13 protein-coding genes are annotated in these 14,911 nt (G+C 57.8%); 7 read left to right on the forward strand and 6 right to left on the reverse strand.

Going from position 1 to position 14,911, the window contains the following annotated elements; genetic code table 11:
* Positions 1–1,669, forward strand: a 1,669-nt coding sequence (gene carB / locus ABIT76_10330; protein MEO7933543.1) for a carbamoyl-phosphate synthase large subunit, incomplete at its 5' end; no start/stop codon positions are given.
* A gap of 19 nt (positions 1,670–1,688) precedes the next feature.
* Here the strand turns inward: carB and ABIT76_10335 are convergent.
* Positions 1,689–2,387 (reverse strand): hypothetical protein, encoded by a 699-nt coding sequence (locus ABIT76_10335; GenBank protein MEO7933544.1) that lies wholly within the window; start codon positions 2,385–2,387, stop codon positions 1,689–1,691.
* Positions 2,388–2,415: 28 nt separating this feature from the next.
* Between ABIT76_10335 and lpdA the strand changes: the two genes are divergently transcribed.
* Together lpdA and ABIT76_10345 are read left to right on the forward strand one after the other, a co-directional pair.
* Positions 2,416–3,801: a dihydrolipoyl dehydrogenase gene (gene lpdA / locus ABIT76_10340; protein MEO7933545.1), complete on the forward strand. Its 1,386-nt coding sequence runs from the start codon at positions 2,416–2,418 to the stop codon at positions 3,799–3,801.
* Between the two features lie 17 nt (positions 3,802–3,818).
* Positions 3,819–4,238 (forward strand): secondary thiamine-phosphate synthase enzyme YjbQ, encoded by a 420-nt coding sequence (locus ABIT76_10345; protein ID MEO7933546.1) that lies wholly within the window; start codon positions 3,819–3,821, stop codon positions 4,236–4,238.
* A gap of 6 nt (positions 4,239–4,244) precedes the next feature.
* Here the strand turns inward: ABIT76_10345 and lgt are convergent, their stop codons facing one another.
* From lgt to ABIT76_10360, 3 genes are read right to left on the reverse strand one after another with little or no spacing between them, the layout of a single operon-like run.
* Positions 4,245–5,192 carry a prolipoprotein diacylglyceryl transferase gene (gene lgt, locus ABIT76_10350; GenBank protein MEO7933547.1) on the reverse strand — a complete coding sequence of 316 codons (948 nt, stop codon included), beginning with the start codon at positions 5,190–5,192 and terminating at the stop codon, positions 4,245–4,247.
* A 12-nt stretch (positions 5,193–5,204) separates the two neighbouring features.
* Positions 5,205–6,044, reverse strand: coding sequence for a protein phosphatase 2C domain-containing protein (locus ABIT76_10355; protein MEO7933548.1), 840 nt, complete (start codon positions 6,042–6,044; stop codon positions 5,205–5,207).
* On the reverse strand, positions 6,034–6,429 hold the full coding sequence (locus ABIT76_10360) for a serine/threonine protein phosphatase (protein ID MEO7933549.1): 396 nt from the start codon (positions 6,427–6,429) through the stop codon (positions 6,034–6,036). The genes ABIT76_10355 and ABIT76_10360 overlap by 11 nt, the downstream gene beginning before the upstream one ends.
* 189 nt (positions 6,430–6,618) lie before the next feature.
* Between ABIT76_10360 and ABIT76_10365 the strand changes: the two genes are divergently transcribed.
* Entirely contained in the window at positions 6,619–7,638 is a 1,020-nt protein-coding gene (locus ABIT76_10365; protein MEO7933550.1) for a glutamine synthetase beta-grasp domain-containing protein, read from the forward strand.
* Between the two features lie 70 nt (positions 7,639–7,708).
* On the opposite strand, the gene ABIT76_10370 is transcribed toward ABIT76_10365, so the two are convergent.
* Positions 7,709–8,461 carry an exodeoxyribonuclease III gene (locus tag ABIT76_10370; GenBank protein MEO7933551.1) on the reverse strand — a complete coding sequence of 251 codons (753 nt, stop codon included), beginning with the start codon at positions 8,459–8,461 and terminating at the stop codon, positions 7,709–7,711.
* 121 nt (positions 8,462–8,582) lie between these two features.
* Positions 8,583–9,191, reverse strand: a complete 609-nt coding sequence (locus ABIT76_10375; protein MEO7933552.1) for a hypothetical protein — start codon at positions 9,189–9,191, stop codon at positions 8,583–8,585.
* Positions 9,192–9,352: 161 nt separating this feature from the next.
* On the opposite strand from ABIT76_10375, the gene ABIT76_10380 reads away from it, so the two are divergent.
* The 3 genes from ABIT76_10380 to ABIT76_10390 are packed head-to-tail and all read left to right on the forward strand — an operon-like array spanning position 9,353 to position 14,869.
* Complete coding sequence (locus tag ABIT76_10380) at positions 9,353–10,066, forward strand: response regulator transcription factor (GenBank protein ID MEO7933553.1); 714 nt, start codon at positions 9,353–9,355, stop codon at positions 10,064–10,066.
* Entirely contained in the window at positions 10,063–11,508 is a 1,446-nt protein-coding gene (locus tag ABIT76_10385; protein ID MEO7933554.1) for a HAMP domain-containing sensor histidine kinase, read from the forward strand. Before ABIT76_10380 ends, ABIT76_10385 begins: the two co-directional genes overlap by 4 nt.
* A gap of 55 nt (positions 11,509–11,563) precedes the next feature.
* Positions 11,564–14,869 carry an alanine--tRNA ligase gene (locus ABIT76_10390; GenBank protein MEO7933555.1) on the forward strand — a complete coding sequence of 1,102 codons (3,306 nt, stop codon included), beginning with the start codon at positions 11,564–11,566 and terminating at the stop codon, positions 14,867–14,869.
* Positions 14,870–14,911: the final 42 nt, after the last annotated feature.

The raw sequence follows: 14,911 nt of genomic DNA on the forward strand, positions 1-14,911 counted from the left end.
TGAAGCATCCACGCCGTATTACTATTCGACGTATGAACAGCCTGTCGTCGTCGTGAATTCAACAAGTGGGAAATACGCAAGTGTTTCGTTGCCCGGCGAAGACGAAATCCGCCTCACCGACAAGCCCAAGGTCATCATCATCGGTGGCGGACCTAACCGCATCGGGCAAGGGATCGAGTTCGACTACTGCTGCGTCCACGCTGCGTTCGCGATGAAGGAGCTGGGTTTCGAGTCGGTGATGATCAACTCGAACCCGGAAACGGTTTCGACCGACTACGACACCAGCGACAAACTCTATTTCGAACCGCTGACTCTGGAGGACGTGCTCAATATTTACGAGCGCGAAAACGTCTGGGGCGTGATCGTGCAGCTCGGCGGACAGACCCCGCTCAATCTTGCCAATGCGCTGCAAGCCAACGGCGTGAACATCATTGGCACCTCGCCGAAGAGCATCGAAATGGCCGAGGATAGGAAACATTTTTCCGAATTATTGCACCGCCTGGGATTGCTTCAGCCGCCGAATGGAACTGCCACGAACGAAGATGAAGCCGTCGCCATCGCAGCTCGTGTGGGCTACCCGGTGGTCGTGCGTCCGTCGTTTGTTTTGGGTGGTCGCGCGATGGAAATTGTTTATCACGAGGACGACATTCGCCGCTATATCCGCACCGCCGTGGATGCGAGCCCGGAGCGTCCGGTATTGGTGGATCGCTTCCTTGAGGACGCCACGGAAGTTGATGTGGACTGTCTCGCCGATGGCGAGCGCGTCGTGATTGGCGCGATCATGGAGCACATCGAGCAGGCAGGCATTCACAGCGGCGACAGCGCGTGCGTGATACCAAGTTTTTCGCTGAGCCTGACAGTGCTCGCAACCATTTCCAAAGCGACCAAAGACATGGCGCGGGAACTCGATGTGCGCGGTCTGATGAATGTGCAGTTCGCCGTAAAAGGCGAAACGGTTTACGTGCTGGAGGTAAATCCGCGCGCTTCCCGCACGTCGCCATTCGTTTCAAAGTCGATTGGCGTTCCGCTCGCCAAACTGGCCGCGAAAATCATGGTTGGAAAAACGCTGGGCGAGTTAGGTTTCACTGAAGAAATCATCCCGAAACATTTCTGCGTGAAGGAAGCCGTTTTCCCATTCATTCGCTTCCCCGGTATCGACATCGCACTTGGACCTGAAATGAAATCCACCGGCGAAGTGATGGGCATTGACGAGGATTTCGGCATCGCCTACGCCAAATCTCAGATGGCTTCCCAGCCGCCGTTGCCGTCAGGAGGAAATTTGTTTATCTCGGTGAAAGACAGTGACAAGGCCGCCGCGCTGGAGATGGCTCCCGAGTTTATCAAACTCGGGTTTACTCTCTATGCGACGTCTGGCACCGCTGCGGCGATGCAAAAACTGGACATCCCGGTGAAGAAACTTTTCAAGATCAGCGAGGGTCGTCCGAACGTTCTCGACATGATCAAGAACGGCGAAATCCAGTTCATCATCAACACGCCGAGCGGCAAGTCGCCGAAGCAGGATGAGGTGAAAATCCGCAGCGCGGCTGTGGCTGCACGGCTCGCGATTATGACTACGCTGAGCGCCGCCCGCGCGAGCATTTTGGCGATCCGCTCCTTGCAAACTAAGACGTGGAACGTGAAGCCGCTCCAGGAATACCACTCGCGCTGAGGCGAGTCGCACTCGGCTCTTAGTTTCCGGCCTCCGCTGCCAGCAACTTGCGGTAGAGCGCCTCGATTTTCTTTTTGCGCTGCGGCACCGTCGCGGTCCAATGCTGCGCTGCGGATCGCACGAAAAATTCCTGCTGGGCAGCGTCCTCACGAATCTGGCTTGGCGAGATTTTTTTCGAGCCGGAGGGTTGTTGCGGCTTCTGTCGTTTGCTTAATGAGGCCGCTGCCGCGTTGCGCTCCGTGCAGATCGAGCGCATTTGCTGACACATTTGGCCGGCCATTTGCCAGGCGGGTTGCAGCTTGCCAAGCTTGGCTTTTTGCTCGTTCACGGCATTTTCGAGAGCAATGAAATCCGGCTTCAGCGTCACAGGAGTAGCACTGAAATCATTCCAAAGCAGGGGCAGATTGCTCGCCATCACTGGACTCATCAACTCCGAGGGCTTTTGCTCATCCACCACGATCGGAGGGGCCAGAGTGGTGCCGTCCGCACTCGACTCAGCCACGGCTACCGCTGGCTTCTCGTGGCTCATGTGCGTGTAGTAATAATAACCGCCTCCGCTAGCAATGATCAGGAAAATGAAGAGCTTTACGTAGCTCATGAAGTTGGCAAACTTTTCCTTGGAGCTGAGGTCGTTCATGCAGATGCGAAAGGGGCAGACGATGCGCGCAACTTTATCACCTCGCAATGCAAATCGCCTGGAGACAATGGGTTGACGCATCCGCCGCAAAAGAGCATTTTTAGCCTCTATGGCTTCTTATGATTTGATCGTGATCGGTGGCGGACCCGCCGGGTATGTTGGTGCGATTCGCGCGGCGCAACTGGGCAAAAAAGTGGTGTGCATCGACAAAGACCGCGCTGGCGGCACCTGCCTGAACTGGGGTTGCATCCCGACCAAATCGCTCCTGCGCAATGCCGAGCTTTATCACCTCATGGCGCACAAGGCCGAGGAACTCGGGCTTAAATTCGACAATCTTTCCTACGACTGGAGCAAGGTCATTTCCCGCAGCCGCGGCATCGCCGACAAACTCGCGGGCGGCATCGAATTTCTCTTTAAGAAAAACAAGATCGACTACGTGCTTGGTGATGCCGACATCAAATCCGCTGGCAAGGTCGAAGTCAAAAAACGCGACGGCAAATCAGAAACTTACGAGGCACCGAACATCCTCGTCGCCACCGGCGTCGCCACCCGCGAGCTACCGGGCTTCCCGTTCAATGGCACCACCGTCGTCGGCAGCAAGCAGGCCATGGTCCTCGCCAAACAACCGAAAAGCATCGTCGTCATCGGAGCAGGTGCCATTGGCGTCGAGTTCGCCTATTTCTTCAATGCCTATAAAACGCAGGTCACCATCGTCGAAATGATGCCCAACGTCCTCCCCATTGAGGACACGGAAATCAGCGCCACCTTGGAAAAATCCCTCGTCAAACAAGGGATGAAAATCCTCACCAGCACCAAAGTCACCAAGACCGAGACGACTTCCAACGGAGTCAAAATCACCGTCGAAAGCGCCAAAGGCAGCGAAGTCCTCGAAGCTGACGTCTGCCTCGTCGCCATCGGCGTGGTACCCATTATTCCTGGCGGCATTGACCTGAAAAAAACCGATCGCGGCTACATCATCGTCAACGACCGCTACGAGACCAGCATCCCCGGCATCTACGCTGCTGGAGATATTATCGGGCCGCCCTGGCTTGCCCACGTCGCCAGCTTCGAGGCCAAGGAAGCCGTCGAGGGGATGTTCAACAAAACGCATCAGCCCAAGAAAGTCGGCATCTTCCCCGGTTGCACCTACTGCCATCCCCAAGTCGCCAGCGTCGGACTCACCGAACGCGCCGCCAAGGACACGGGACTCGAGTTTAAAGTCGGTAAATTTCCCTTCCAAGCTAGTGGCAAAGCCATGGCGGTGGGAGAAATGGAAGGCTACGTCAAACTCATCTTCGGCGCGAAACACGGCGAAATTCTCGGCGCGCATATCATCGGCGCAGAAGCCACCGAACTCATCGCCGAACTCGGGCTCGCCATTAACATGGAAGCCACCATGGAGGACATCGAAGCCACGATCCATGCGCACCCGACCCTCAGCGAAGCCGTCCACGAAGCTGCCGGCGCCGCCGAGGGCATGGCCATCCATATCTAACTCCGCGCCAAAACTCGATGCCTGTTTACACAGAAACGATCGAGGTGCGGACGCAGGGAAAGGGGACCACGGAGATCACGGAACGCATCGCCGAAGTGGTGCGGAAGTCGAAAGTGCGCGACGGCCTCGTGACGGTCTTCATTCGCCACACGAGTGCGAGTCTGATCATATACGAAAATGCCGACCGCTCAGCGCGGGTGGATTTGCATGAGTTTTTCGAGCGCCTCGTGCCGGAGAATGCGGTCTACTTCACGCACGTGCTAGAGGGTGGGGACGACATGCCGAGTCACATCCGAATGGTGCTCACGCGAACGTCGGAAACGATCCCGTTGGTCGATGGCCGCCTCGCTCTGGGAACGTGGCAGGGAATATTCCTCTTCGAGCACCGCCGCGCGCCGCACCGCCGCGAACTCGTGGTGACGGTGCTGGGTGAATAGGTGCGCTTAGCTTTTTTGAGGAGCCTCGGGTGCTTCCTGGTGGCGGCTCCAGAACAGGAAGACGGCTCCAATCAGAATCATAAAGAGGGAGTAAAACTGGCCACGGGTGAGGGGACCGAAGAGTGAGGCATCAGGCTCGCGGAATTGCTCGCCAGAGATGCGGGCGATGGCGTAGAGGATGAAAAAAAGGCCGGTGAGGACGCCGCGGCGGACTTTCATTTTTGTGCGAACCAGCCAGAGAATGGCGAAAAGGAGGAGGCCCTCCAGCACGGCCTCGTATAGCTGCGACGGGTGGCGTGGGTTTAGCACGTCGCGGAGGAGATCGCGGAGCGTTTCGCTGCGACGAGCTTCATCGATGATCGCCTGTGGCGAGGTCAGCGTGGCTGGATATTGGCTGAGGGCGCGGTCCAGCTCGGGTAGCTTCTGGTTCCAGATGATGGGATCTTGGAGCTCTGCGGGAAATTGCATGGCCCAGGAGACGTGGGTGATCCGACCGTAGAGTTCGCCATTGATGAAGTTGGCCATGCGTCCGAAAAAAAGGCCAATCGGTGCGACGACGACCAGATTATCTCCCAGTCCGGTCCAGGAGATCTTATGTTTTCTTGCATACCAAAGTGTGTAGAAAAACAACCCCAAGATACCGCCGTGACTCGCCATGCCGCCCTGCCAGACGCGGAAAAATACGAGCGGGTCGGATAGTAATCCGGCCAGATCGTAGAAAAGAAAATAGCCCAACCGTCCACCCAGAAGCACGCCGAACAATGCGGACCACGTGATAAAATCGCTGACCTGAGCGGGCTTTAACTCCGAGTAGCCGCGTTCAGCCAGATGGCGGTAAAGCCAGGTTCCGACCATAAAAGCGGAGACATAAGCGAGCCCGTACCAGCGGGGTCCCATGCCATTGGGGAACTGAAAAACAAAAGGGCTGAGATGGTGAACGTAATAGGCAAACATGAAAAAAATGGGTTAGGCAATTTCGATAACCATGGCAGTCGTGTTGTCCTGCCCGGATTGCTCGACGGCCTGCTTGACGAGCCGTAAAGCAGGATTGAGAGCGGTCTCCTGGGCGGAGGGAAAGCGCAAAAGCTGGTGAATTCGATCGTCGTGCAGGCCTTCGTTCAGCCCGTCGCTACAGATGAGAAACATGTCGCCCGGCTCGCAGCCGACCGCGCCAATTTGCGGGTTGATGTAACGATGATTCGCACCGAGAGCCTTTTGCAAGACGTTGCGCCGTGGGTGGTTGCGCGCCTCGTGCTGGCTGATTTTTTCGTTGCGATAGAGCCAACCGACGTAGGTGTCGTCTTCGGAAATCTGTTGAATACTGCCATTGGAATGCGGCAGATAATAGATGCGGCTGTCGCCCACGTGGCCAAAAAACATCCATCCCGGCCGGAACCAGGTAAGACTCAAAGTCGCCCCCATTCCATTGCAATCCTCATCACTGGAGCCCAGAAAGACCAGGGAGCGATGGATTTGCTCGAAGAGTTCGCCTAGCACATCGCCAAATCCGGTGCTCAGGCCGGCAGCCTCCAGGCGAAAGGATTTCGGCAGCAGCCGGGTGATTTTTTCAACGGCAACCCGACTGGCAAATTCGCCGGCATGAGCCCCCCCCAAGCCATCGCTGACGGCAAAAGCGAAATCGCCGAGCGCCAGTGTACCGTCGCCAGTTTTGCCAAGATAATGCACTTCTTGGGCATTGAATTGGAGGCCCAGGAAGGAGTCCTCGTTGTTTTTCCGCACCCGGCCCACATCGGTATGGCCGTGCCAGTGAAGCGTCTGCGCGGCTGTGATGGGATTATTTTCCATGGACCTCGTCGGGTGCCAGCAGGGTGGCAAATTCAAAGTCGATCACGCAGAAGCGACCCAAAGTCGAAGAGTAGGTGATGTTCCGCGCGTCCCTGTCCTCGTGACGCACGCCATAGGGCTCCAACTCCGCGAAAATTTCCGCCGCACGGGCGTCATCGATATGGTCCACCCGTGTGCCGCAACTGGTGGTAATGATCTTTAGCTCCTGCGGAAAAGATTCCAGCAGCCGGGGAACAAAGGGACAATGAACCTGCTCAAGGTGTTGCAGGACAGTGACTTCCGTGGCGAAACGTTTCTCCGCATCAGGTCCACGAAAGGTTTTGTGCACCCGTCCATCGTAGCCGATGCGCACCAAAGCGCGCTGGGTGTCCTTCACTTTTTCCACGTCACCATGATGCGATGTTTTCCCGACGGGGCAAGTGCGGGTTTGAGGAACCTCTGGCCATGTGGCATCGGAATTGCGTATATATGTTCTGCGTCGAAAACTGCAGTTAAGTTGCACAAGAAACAACAAACCATAGGTCAAATTGGCGCGACCTGAGTAAAAAAAGACAAATAAGTTAACCAACCCAATATGGCAAAGTACAAACTGGAATATATCTGGCTAGACGGCTACAGCCCCGTCGCCAATCTCCGTGGCAAAACGCAAGTCAAAGAATTTGCGGACTATCCCACTCTCGAAGAGCTCCCCATGTGGGGATTTGACGGCAGCTCCACCCGTCAGGCCGAAGGCCACAGCTCCGATTGCTTGCTGAAACCCGTCGCCTCCTACCTGGATACGACCAAGGAAAACGGCATCATCGTCATGTGCGAAGTGTTGCTCGCCGACGGCACGCCGCATCCCACCAACGACCGTGCGACCATTCTCGACGATCCAGGCACCTGGTTCGGCTTTGAGCAGGAATATTTCCTCTACAAAGACGGCCGTCCGCTCGGTTTCCCGAAAGAAGGTTATCCCGCTCCGCAGGGCAAATATTACACCGGCGTCGGCTACGATGCCGTGGGTGATATCGCCCGCGAAATCGTCGATACCCATCTCGATCTCTGTCTCGACGCTGGCATTAACCACGAAGGCATCAATGCCGAAGTGGCCAAGGGCCAGTGGGAATTCCAGATCTTCGGCAAAGGCTCCAAGAAAGCCGCTGACGACGTCTGGGTGGCACGTTATCTCCTTGAGCGCCTCTGCGAAGGCTATGGCGTCGATGTGAACTACCATTGCAAACCACTCGGCATCGATCTCGACTGGAACGGCTCGGGCATGCACTCCAACTTCTCCACTGAATACATGCGCGAAGTCGGCGGCAAACCTTACTTCGAGTCCCTCATGGCGGCATTCGACAAATACAAAAACGAGCATATCGCCGTTTACGGACCAGACAATCACCTGCGCCTCACTGGTCTGCACGAGACGCAGTCCATCGATAAATTCAACTACGGCATCGCCAACCGCGGCGCCTCGATCCGTGTCCCACACAGCTTCGTCAACGCCGGCTACAAGGGCTACCTCGAAGATCGTCGTCCGAACTCCCAAGGCAATCCCTACAAAATCGCCAGCCGCATTTTGCAGACGATCCAGACCGTTCCGACTCCGTAATTCAGCAGTCAATCAAAACAAAAACGCCGCATCTTCGGGTGCGGCGTTTTTTGTTTTTCTGGAACTGGTCTCAGTCGAGTTCCAGTCCTACGGGGCAATGATCCGAGCCCATCACGTCTTGCAAAATCCACGCGCGTTTGATCCGCGGCTTGAGACTTTCCGAGGCCAGAAAATAATCGATCCGCCACCCGATGTTCCGCGAACGGGCATCGCTCATCTGGCTCCACCAACTGTAGTGGCCGCCCTCCGGTTGGAAAATCCGAAATGTGTCCAGCAGACCTGCGGAAACAAAGGTATCGAACCCGGCTCGCTCCTCTGGCGTAAAGCCGTGGGTTTTCTCGTTCCCTTTCGGCCGCGCCAGATCGATCGGCGTGTGAGCCACATTGAAATCGCCGCAGATCACGACGGGTTTTGTTTTTTCCAGCCGTTTCAGGTGAGCGAGAAAATCCCGATCCCAGCGCTGGCGATATTCCAGCCGGGAAAGATCGCGCTTCGAGTTGGGCACATAGACATTCACCAGAAAAAACGTCTCATACTCCGCCGTCAGCACGCGGCCTTCGCGGTCGTGCTCGCCGATGCTGATTCCTTTCGTCACCGAGATTGGCTTCACCTTCGAGAGAATCGCCGTGCCTGAGTAACCCTTCTTTTCGGCCAGATTCCAATGCGACTCGTAATGCTCCTCCCAAGCGGCGTGGCTGATGATTTCGCTGAGCTTCGTTTCTTGCAGGCAGAGGACGTCCGGCTTTTCGGTTTCGAGGAACTCCTGGAAATTTTTCTTCAGAATGGAGCGGAGCCCGTTGACGTTCCAGGAGAGGAGTTTCATACGACTGCAAGACATCACGCGCTCCGGGGCTTGGCAAAGAAATAGTTCTGGTGCGCTCACCGCTGGAAACAAAAACCGCAGTCCCGGTGACAGGACTGCGGCTCTTATTTAACACGGCAGATTAACGGTGCCGTGGCCCACGGGCTCCACCACCAGGAGGAGGCCCGGCTGGACCCGCGTCATCACCACCATCGGGCGGCATTGGTGGGCGCGGTGGACGGGGCGGGCGGATTTCATCCTCGGTCAACTGGCCGTCCTTGTTCTTGTCGAGCGTCTTGAGACTGTCGGGAGCCTGAGTGATTTCCTCGGCGGAAATCTTGTGATCATGATTTTTGTCGAGCGCCTGGATCAACGGCGGCGGGGGCGGACGATGACCGGAATGTTCACGGCGCGGCGGACGAGTTTCATTCGAATCACCCTCCGGTGGAGTGGGCGGCTTGGGATGAAGTTCGTCCTCAGTCAACGTGCCATCTTTATTGAGGTCGAGCGTGCGCAATGCATCGGCTGCGCCCGCGATTTCCTCGGCAGAAATGACGCCGTCCGCATTCGCATCGAGCGCACGGATGAGGGGTGGCGCAGGTGGACGATCCGGCGGCTGCTCGTCCTCACCGGCAGGCGCAGGCGATTGCGTGGGAGTGGCTGGGGTGGACTTGGGTTCGGCTGGCATCTGGGCCGACGCAGCGGTGCAGAGGGCCAGCAGAGTTAGGAGTAACGGTTTATGTATTTTCATAGTTTGGGTTTGAGTTGACGTTTCGTCGGGCAGTGATGCCCAACTGCTCCTAAATAATCACCTCATTGTTAAGCCCGTATGAAGACGGCGCGGAAAATTGTTAAGGGATTGTAAAAGTTGCCGCATTCAGCCGGATTTCTGGCAAAAGTGACCTTAACGAAATGGCCACGCAGATTCTATTGATCGACGACGACCGCAAGCTTTGCAGGCTGGTCGGCGAATATCTCGGGCCGCTCGGCTACGAAGTCGTGTCGGTCCATAGCGGCCCGGAGGGAGCCGAACGCGCGGTCAGCGGCGCGTGGGAGGCGATCATTCTCGATGTCATGCTGCCCGGTTGCGACGGATTCGAGGTGCTCAAGCGCATTCGCCAAAGCTCCGATGTTCCCGTGCTCATGCTCACGGCGCGCGGTGAGGAGACGGATCGAATCGTCGGTTTAGAGATCGGAGCGGACGATTATTTGCCCAAGACTTTTTCCACTCGCGAACTGCTCGCGAGGCTCCGAGCCGTCACGCGCCGGGCGGTTCACCGGGAGTCCGGATCGCCGGAAAAAGATCTGGAAAACGAGATTGTCCTCGGCCCGCTGCGAGTGAAACCCGACTCCCACTCCGCCTCGCTCGACAACCAGCCGCTCAGCCTCACCCCGGTGGAATTTGGCCTGCTCGTCTCACTGGCCAGGGCGGCGGGCCGGGTGAAAACCCGCGAGCGCCTTCTCGAAGAAATCCGCGAGCGCGACTTCGATGTCTTCGACCGCTCCATTGACGTCCACATTTCCGCGCTCCGCAAAAAACTCGGCGACGACCCGAAAAACCCACGCTTCATCCGCACCATTCGCGCCGCCGGCTATCTGATGAGCGACGGCGCCACAGTCGTATGAAACTCCCGCTGTCGCTTCGCATTCTGGGCTGCTTCTTCCTGAATCTGCTCCTGCTCGGACTCGCCTTTTGGGCGTTTTTCCGGTTCCAGTTGCACTTCGGTCTGGACTCCCTCTTCGCCGCGCAATCCATGGACCGGGTCGTCGCCGTCCAGCGGCTGGTGGAGGACGAATTGCAAACCACACCGCGCGAAAATTGGGACGCCATCCTGAAACGCTTCGAGTCTGCCTACGGCATCCAGTTTGCCCTCTTCGATTCCGCTCAAACTCAACTCGCCGGTAGTCCCCTCGCACTCCCTCGGGAACTGCGCGAACGCCTCCCGCCCGCACCCCGGCAACGAGACCGCCCGCCGCCGCCACGGGAGTTCGAGCCGGATCGCCCGATGCCGGATCGGCCTCCGCTCGCCGGACCGCCCATGGGACCGCGCCCCGAGGAACGTCCGCCGCAGTTGCTTCACGCCGACGCGCAATATTGGATTTCGATGCATCTCCGCCCGCACCCGTCGGCGCGACCGGGGCCGTTGCTCCTCGTTCTGGTTTCCAAAAACCTTACCGCTGGCGGGCTCATCTTCGACCCGAAACCATGGCTTATCGCCGCCCTCGGCGTGCTCGGGCTCTCGGTTTTATTCTGGCTGCCGCTGGTTCGTGGAATGACTCAGGCCATTTCCGAAATGACCCGGGCCACCGGCCAGATCGCGGCGGGCCATTTCGAGATTCACGCCCCGGAGAATCGCAGCGACGAACTCGGTACCCTCGGCGGCTCGATCAACCGCATGGCCAGCCGCCTTTCGGCCTTCATCCTGGGGCAAAAGCGTTTCCTCGGCGACACCGCGCACGAACTCGTTTCGCCGCTCGCCCGCATGGAAATGGGACTCAGCATTTTGCAAAGCCGCGCCTCCGAGAAAGACCGCGCCCACCTCAACGACGTCCACGAGGAGGTGCGCCTGATGTCCGGGTTGGTGAATGAATTGCTCTCCTTTTCCAAGGCGTCGCTCGGCCTCTCGCCGCAACACCTGCAAGCCATCCCGCTCGCCGAGCTGATCGATAAAACCCTCAAACGCGAGGCTGCAGGCGACGTCACACGGGCTCTTGCCGACGGGCTGAAAGTCCTTGGCGACTTCGAGCTTTTGCAGCGCGCCCTCGGCAACGTCGTCCGCAACTCTCAGCGCTACGCGGGAGACGCCAGCATTTCCGCCACTCGCTCGGGAAACGAAGTCATCCTCACCGTCTCCGACAACGGCCCCGGCATCCCAGAATCGGCTCTCACTCAAATCTTCGACCCCTTTTTCCGCGTCGATCTCTCCCGCGACCGCGCCACTGGCGGTACTGGACTCGGGCTCGCGATCACGAAAAGCTGCGTCGAAGCCTGTGGCGGCAAAGTCACCTGCCGCAACCGCACGCCGCACGGCCTCGAGATGCGTTTCGTTCTCCAGGCGGCCGACTGAGGCGCATCGCGACTTTACCTTGCGCCGTCCGTGGCTACACTGCCCGCTCGCCATGATGACCTCTGCCCAGATCCGCCAGCAATTCCTCGATTTCTTCCGGGAAAAACAGCACACCATCGTGCCTTCGTCGTCGCTGATGCCGGATTCGCCGAACCTCCTTTTCACCAACGCCGGCATGAACCAATTCGTGCCCATTTTCCTTGGCCAGACCCAGTGCCCCTACACGCCGGGGCGCGCCGCCGATACGCAAAAGTGCATCCGCGCCGGGGGCAAACACAACGACCTCGACGATGTCGGGCTCGACACGTATCACCACACGTTTTTCGAGATGCTCGGAAACTGGTCCTTCGGCGATTACTTCAAAAAAGAAGCCATCGAATGGGCTTGGGAACTGATCGTCGAACGCTGGGGTTTCCCCGCCAATCGGGTTTACGCCACCATTTACCACCCCGACAAATCGCTCGGCGACCCGGCGGAACGCGACGAGGAAGCCTACCAGTTTTGGGCGGCCAAATTCATCGCTGCCGGGCTCGACCCCGCGATCCACATCGTCAACGGGAATAAAAAGGACAACTTCTGGATGATGGGCGAGACCGGTCCGTGCGGTCCGTGCTCGGAGTTGCATATCGACCTAACTCCGTTGGGCGACACTAAAGGCGCATTGGTGAACACGGGTGACGCCCGCTGCATCGAGATCTGGAATTTGGTTTTCATCCAATTCAACGCCAACCCGGACGGCACTTTTTCGCCCTTGCCCGCCCAGCACGTCGATACCGGGATGGGTTTCGAACGCGTCACCAGCATCATTCAGGGAACGAAAGGCTTCACCGACTTCGCCAACGCCCGCATTTCCAACTACGACACCGACATCTTCCGCCCCATCTTCGACGAATTGGAAAAAATGAGCGGACTCCGCTACACCAGCACCCTGCCCGGCGGTTCCGAAATGGCTAAAACTGAACAACCGGACGCCCCGTACAGCTCCGCAAGCCCCCAATCTCCCGAGCCGGAGGGGGTGTACAGACCTGTAAGGGGGCAATCTCCCGAGAAATCATGGCCTTACAGCTCCGAATACCCATCATCTGTCGAGCCGGGAGGGGTATTCGGGACCGAATACCCCCCATCGGAAGAGAAATCTGTGCCATACAGTCACACTTCGACCGCAAATGAGCAAAAAACGCCAGAAAACAGCCAAATTGCCATCGACATCGCGTTTCGCGTGATCGCCGACCACATCCGCACGCTCAGTTTTGCCATCGCGGACGGCATCCAGCCGGGCAACAACGACCGCAATTACGTCCTCCGCCGCATCCTCCGCCGCGCCGTTCGCTACGGACGGACCCTGGGTTTCAAAGAGCCTTTCTTCTATAAACTAGTCGATGTCCTCGCCCTCACCATGGGCGACGTTTTCCCCGAAATTCGCCAGAAACAAAAGCAAGTCGAGGAAACGCTGAAGCGCGAGGAGGAGGCGTTTAACAAGACGCTGGATTTCGGTATCAAAAAATTTGCTGATCACGCAGATACAACAATTCAAATCTATGATTTGCAGGCCGAATGCGAAATCCGAGCGACTCAAGCCGCGCGTGAGTTGGAAGCGATTGAAACCCAGCTCCAAGCAGATCTGAAAAATGTTGAACCATGGAATACACCTAATGCCCGACAGACAGCTTGGTTGGGGCCACGATTAGCAAAAGCCTCGACGATGATGGTTGAATCTCTTGCCGCTATACCAAGCATGAACATTGACGAATCGGAGCTAACCACATCAGAAGTTAGACTAAGAGAATTGGCGAAACCGATTGAATTCTATTTCAACCAGTGGCAACTCCGGATGCACAGGCCAGCTTACCACAGGAATGAATTTCAAATACTCGAGGAAAGCTTAAAGGGTTTAGCGAAAGTTTATTCACGAATCCGTTTGGAACCACTACGTATCCGCTCTAGTCAGGCATTTGAGCTTTACGATACATATGGCTTTCCCCTCGATCTGACGGAGTTGATGGCCCGCGAGAGGGGATTGTCTGTGGATGTGGCTGGCTTTGAAAAGCTCATGGAGGAGCAGCGGAATCGGGCTCGGGCGGCGCAGAAGAAGACGGTGATCGAGCTTTCCGAGATCGAGACGAAGACGGCGACGCATTTCCTTGGCTATGATCACAATCACACCGGTGCCGATGTGCAGGAGGTGCTGGCGGTGAAGGGGAAGACGGTGGTAATTCTGAACAACTCGGTCTGCTACGCCGAGATGGGCGGTCAGGTGGGCGACACGGGTGAATTGACGGGTGCGGGTGGCCTTTGGCGCATCGCGAATACGCAGAAATCGGGGAACACGTGGCTGCATTTCCTTGAGGAGGCGGATGCTCCGGCGGTGGGCGATCACATTACACTGGAACTCGACCGTCCGCGTCGCGCGACGATTCAGCGGCATCATAGTGTGACGCATTTGCTGCATTGGGCGTTGCACGAAGTGGTGTCGCAAGAGGCGACGCAGAAGGGCTCGTTCGTCGGGCCGGACAAGCTGACATTTGACTTTAACTCCGCCCCGTTGACGCCGCAGCAGGTGCGCGAGATTGAGCGGCTGGTGAATGAAAAGATCGTGGAAAACACGCCGATTTCCTGGTCGGAGGTGCCCTACGCCGAGGTGAAAGGGCGCGCGGACATCATGCAATTTTTCGGTGACAAATACGGGGACACGGTGCGCGTCGTGGATATTGGCGGCTACTCCAAGGAGCTATGTGCGGGCACCCATGCTCGGGCAACGGGCGAGATCGGGTTGTTTCGGATCGTGAGCGAGGCGGCGGTGGCGGCAGGGGTGCGCCGCATCGAGGCGGTGGCTGGGTTGCAGGCGTATGAGACGGCGCTGACGGAGAGCGAGCGTCTGCGGGCGCTGGGGGCGAGATTGAATAGTCCGCTGGCCGAGATTGAAAAGAAACTCGACGTGCTGCTGGCGCAGCAAAAGGAGTTGGAGCGCGCTCTGAAAACCGCCCAGCAACGGGAGGCGGCGGGACGCGCACGGGAGTTGCAGGCGAATGCGGAGACGATCGCGGGCGTGCCGACGATCATTGCGAATCTCGGAGCGATGGATGGAGATGCGCTGCAATCGGTGGCAGACGCGTTGAAGTCGTTTGGCTTCGCCGGTGTGATCGTGCTCGGCGGCGAGTCGAATGGGGCGGTCGCATTGGTGGCTGCAGTCTCACCGGAGTTCACGGGAAAACTGGCTGCGGGAAAAATCATTCAGACGATTGCCCCGTTGGTCGGCGGCAAGGGTGGGGGACGTCCCGATGCCGCTCGCGGCGGTGGAAAAGACCCGTCGAAGCTGGCCGAGGCGCTGGCCGCAGCGCGTCAGATGCTGACCGCAGCCTGAGCCGGTGGTTTTTCTCGCCAGCGCATCCAGCTCTCAGCTAGT

This window comes from Chthoniobacterales bacterium, assembly GCA_039930045.1.
Classification (GTDB): Bacteria; Verrucomicrobiota; Verrucomicrobiia; order Chthoniobacterales; family DASVRZ01; genus DASVRZ01.

Excerpts from the sequence above, each read along its gene's own strand:
- ABIT76_10355 (MEO7933548.1), bottom strand. The coding sequence starts at position 6,044 with ATGGAAAATAATCCCATCACAGCCGCGCAGACGCTTCACTGGCACGGC.
- lgt (MEO7933547.1), bottom strand. The coding sequence starts at position 5,192 with ATGTTTGCCTATTACGTTCACCATCTCAGCCCTTTTGTTTTTCAGTTC.
- ABIT76_10375 (MEO7933552.1), bottom strand. The coding sequence starts at position 9,191 with ATGAAAATACATAAACCGTTACTCCTAACTCTGCTGGCCCTCTGCACC.
- ABIT76_10380 (MEO7933553.1), top strand. The coding sequence starts at position 9,353 with ATGGCCACGCAGATTCTATTGATCGACGACGACCGCAAGCTTTGCAGG.
- ABIT76_10365 (MEO7933550.1), top strand. The coding sequence starts at position 6,619 with ATGGCAAAGTACAAACTGGAATATATCTGGCTAGACGGCTACAGCCCC.
- ABIT76_10345 (MEO7933546.1), top strand. The coding sequence starts at position 3,819 with ATGCCTGTTTACACAGAAACGATCGAGGTGCGGACGCAGGGAAAGGGG.
- ABIT76_10370 (MEO7933551.1), bottom strand. The coding sequence starts at position 8,461 with ATGAAACTCCTCTCCTGGAACGTCAACGGGCTCCGCTCCATTCTGAAG.
- ABIT76_10385 (MEO7933554.1), top strand. The coding sequence starts at position 10,063 with ATGAAACTCCCGCTGTCGCTTCGCATTCTGGGCTGCTTCTTCCTGAAT.
- ABIT76_10335 (MEO7933544.1), bottom strand. The coding sequence starts at position 2,387 with ATGCGTCAACCCATTGTCTCCAGGCGATTTGCATTGCGAGGTGATAAA.
- ABIT76_10390 (MEO7933555.1), top strand. The coding sequence starts at position 11,564 with ATGACCTCTGCCCAGATCCGCCAGCAATTCCTCGATTTCTTCCGGGAA.
- lpdA (MEO7933545.1), top strand. The coding sequence starts at position 2,416 with ATGGCTTCTTATGATTTGATCGTGATCGGTGGCGGACCCGCCGGGTAT.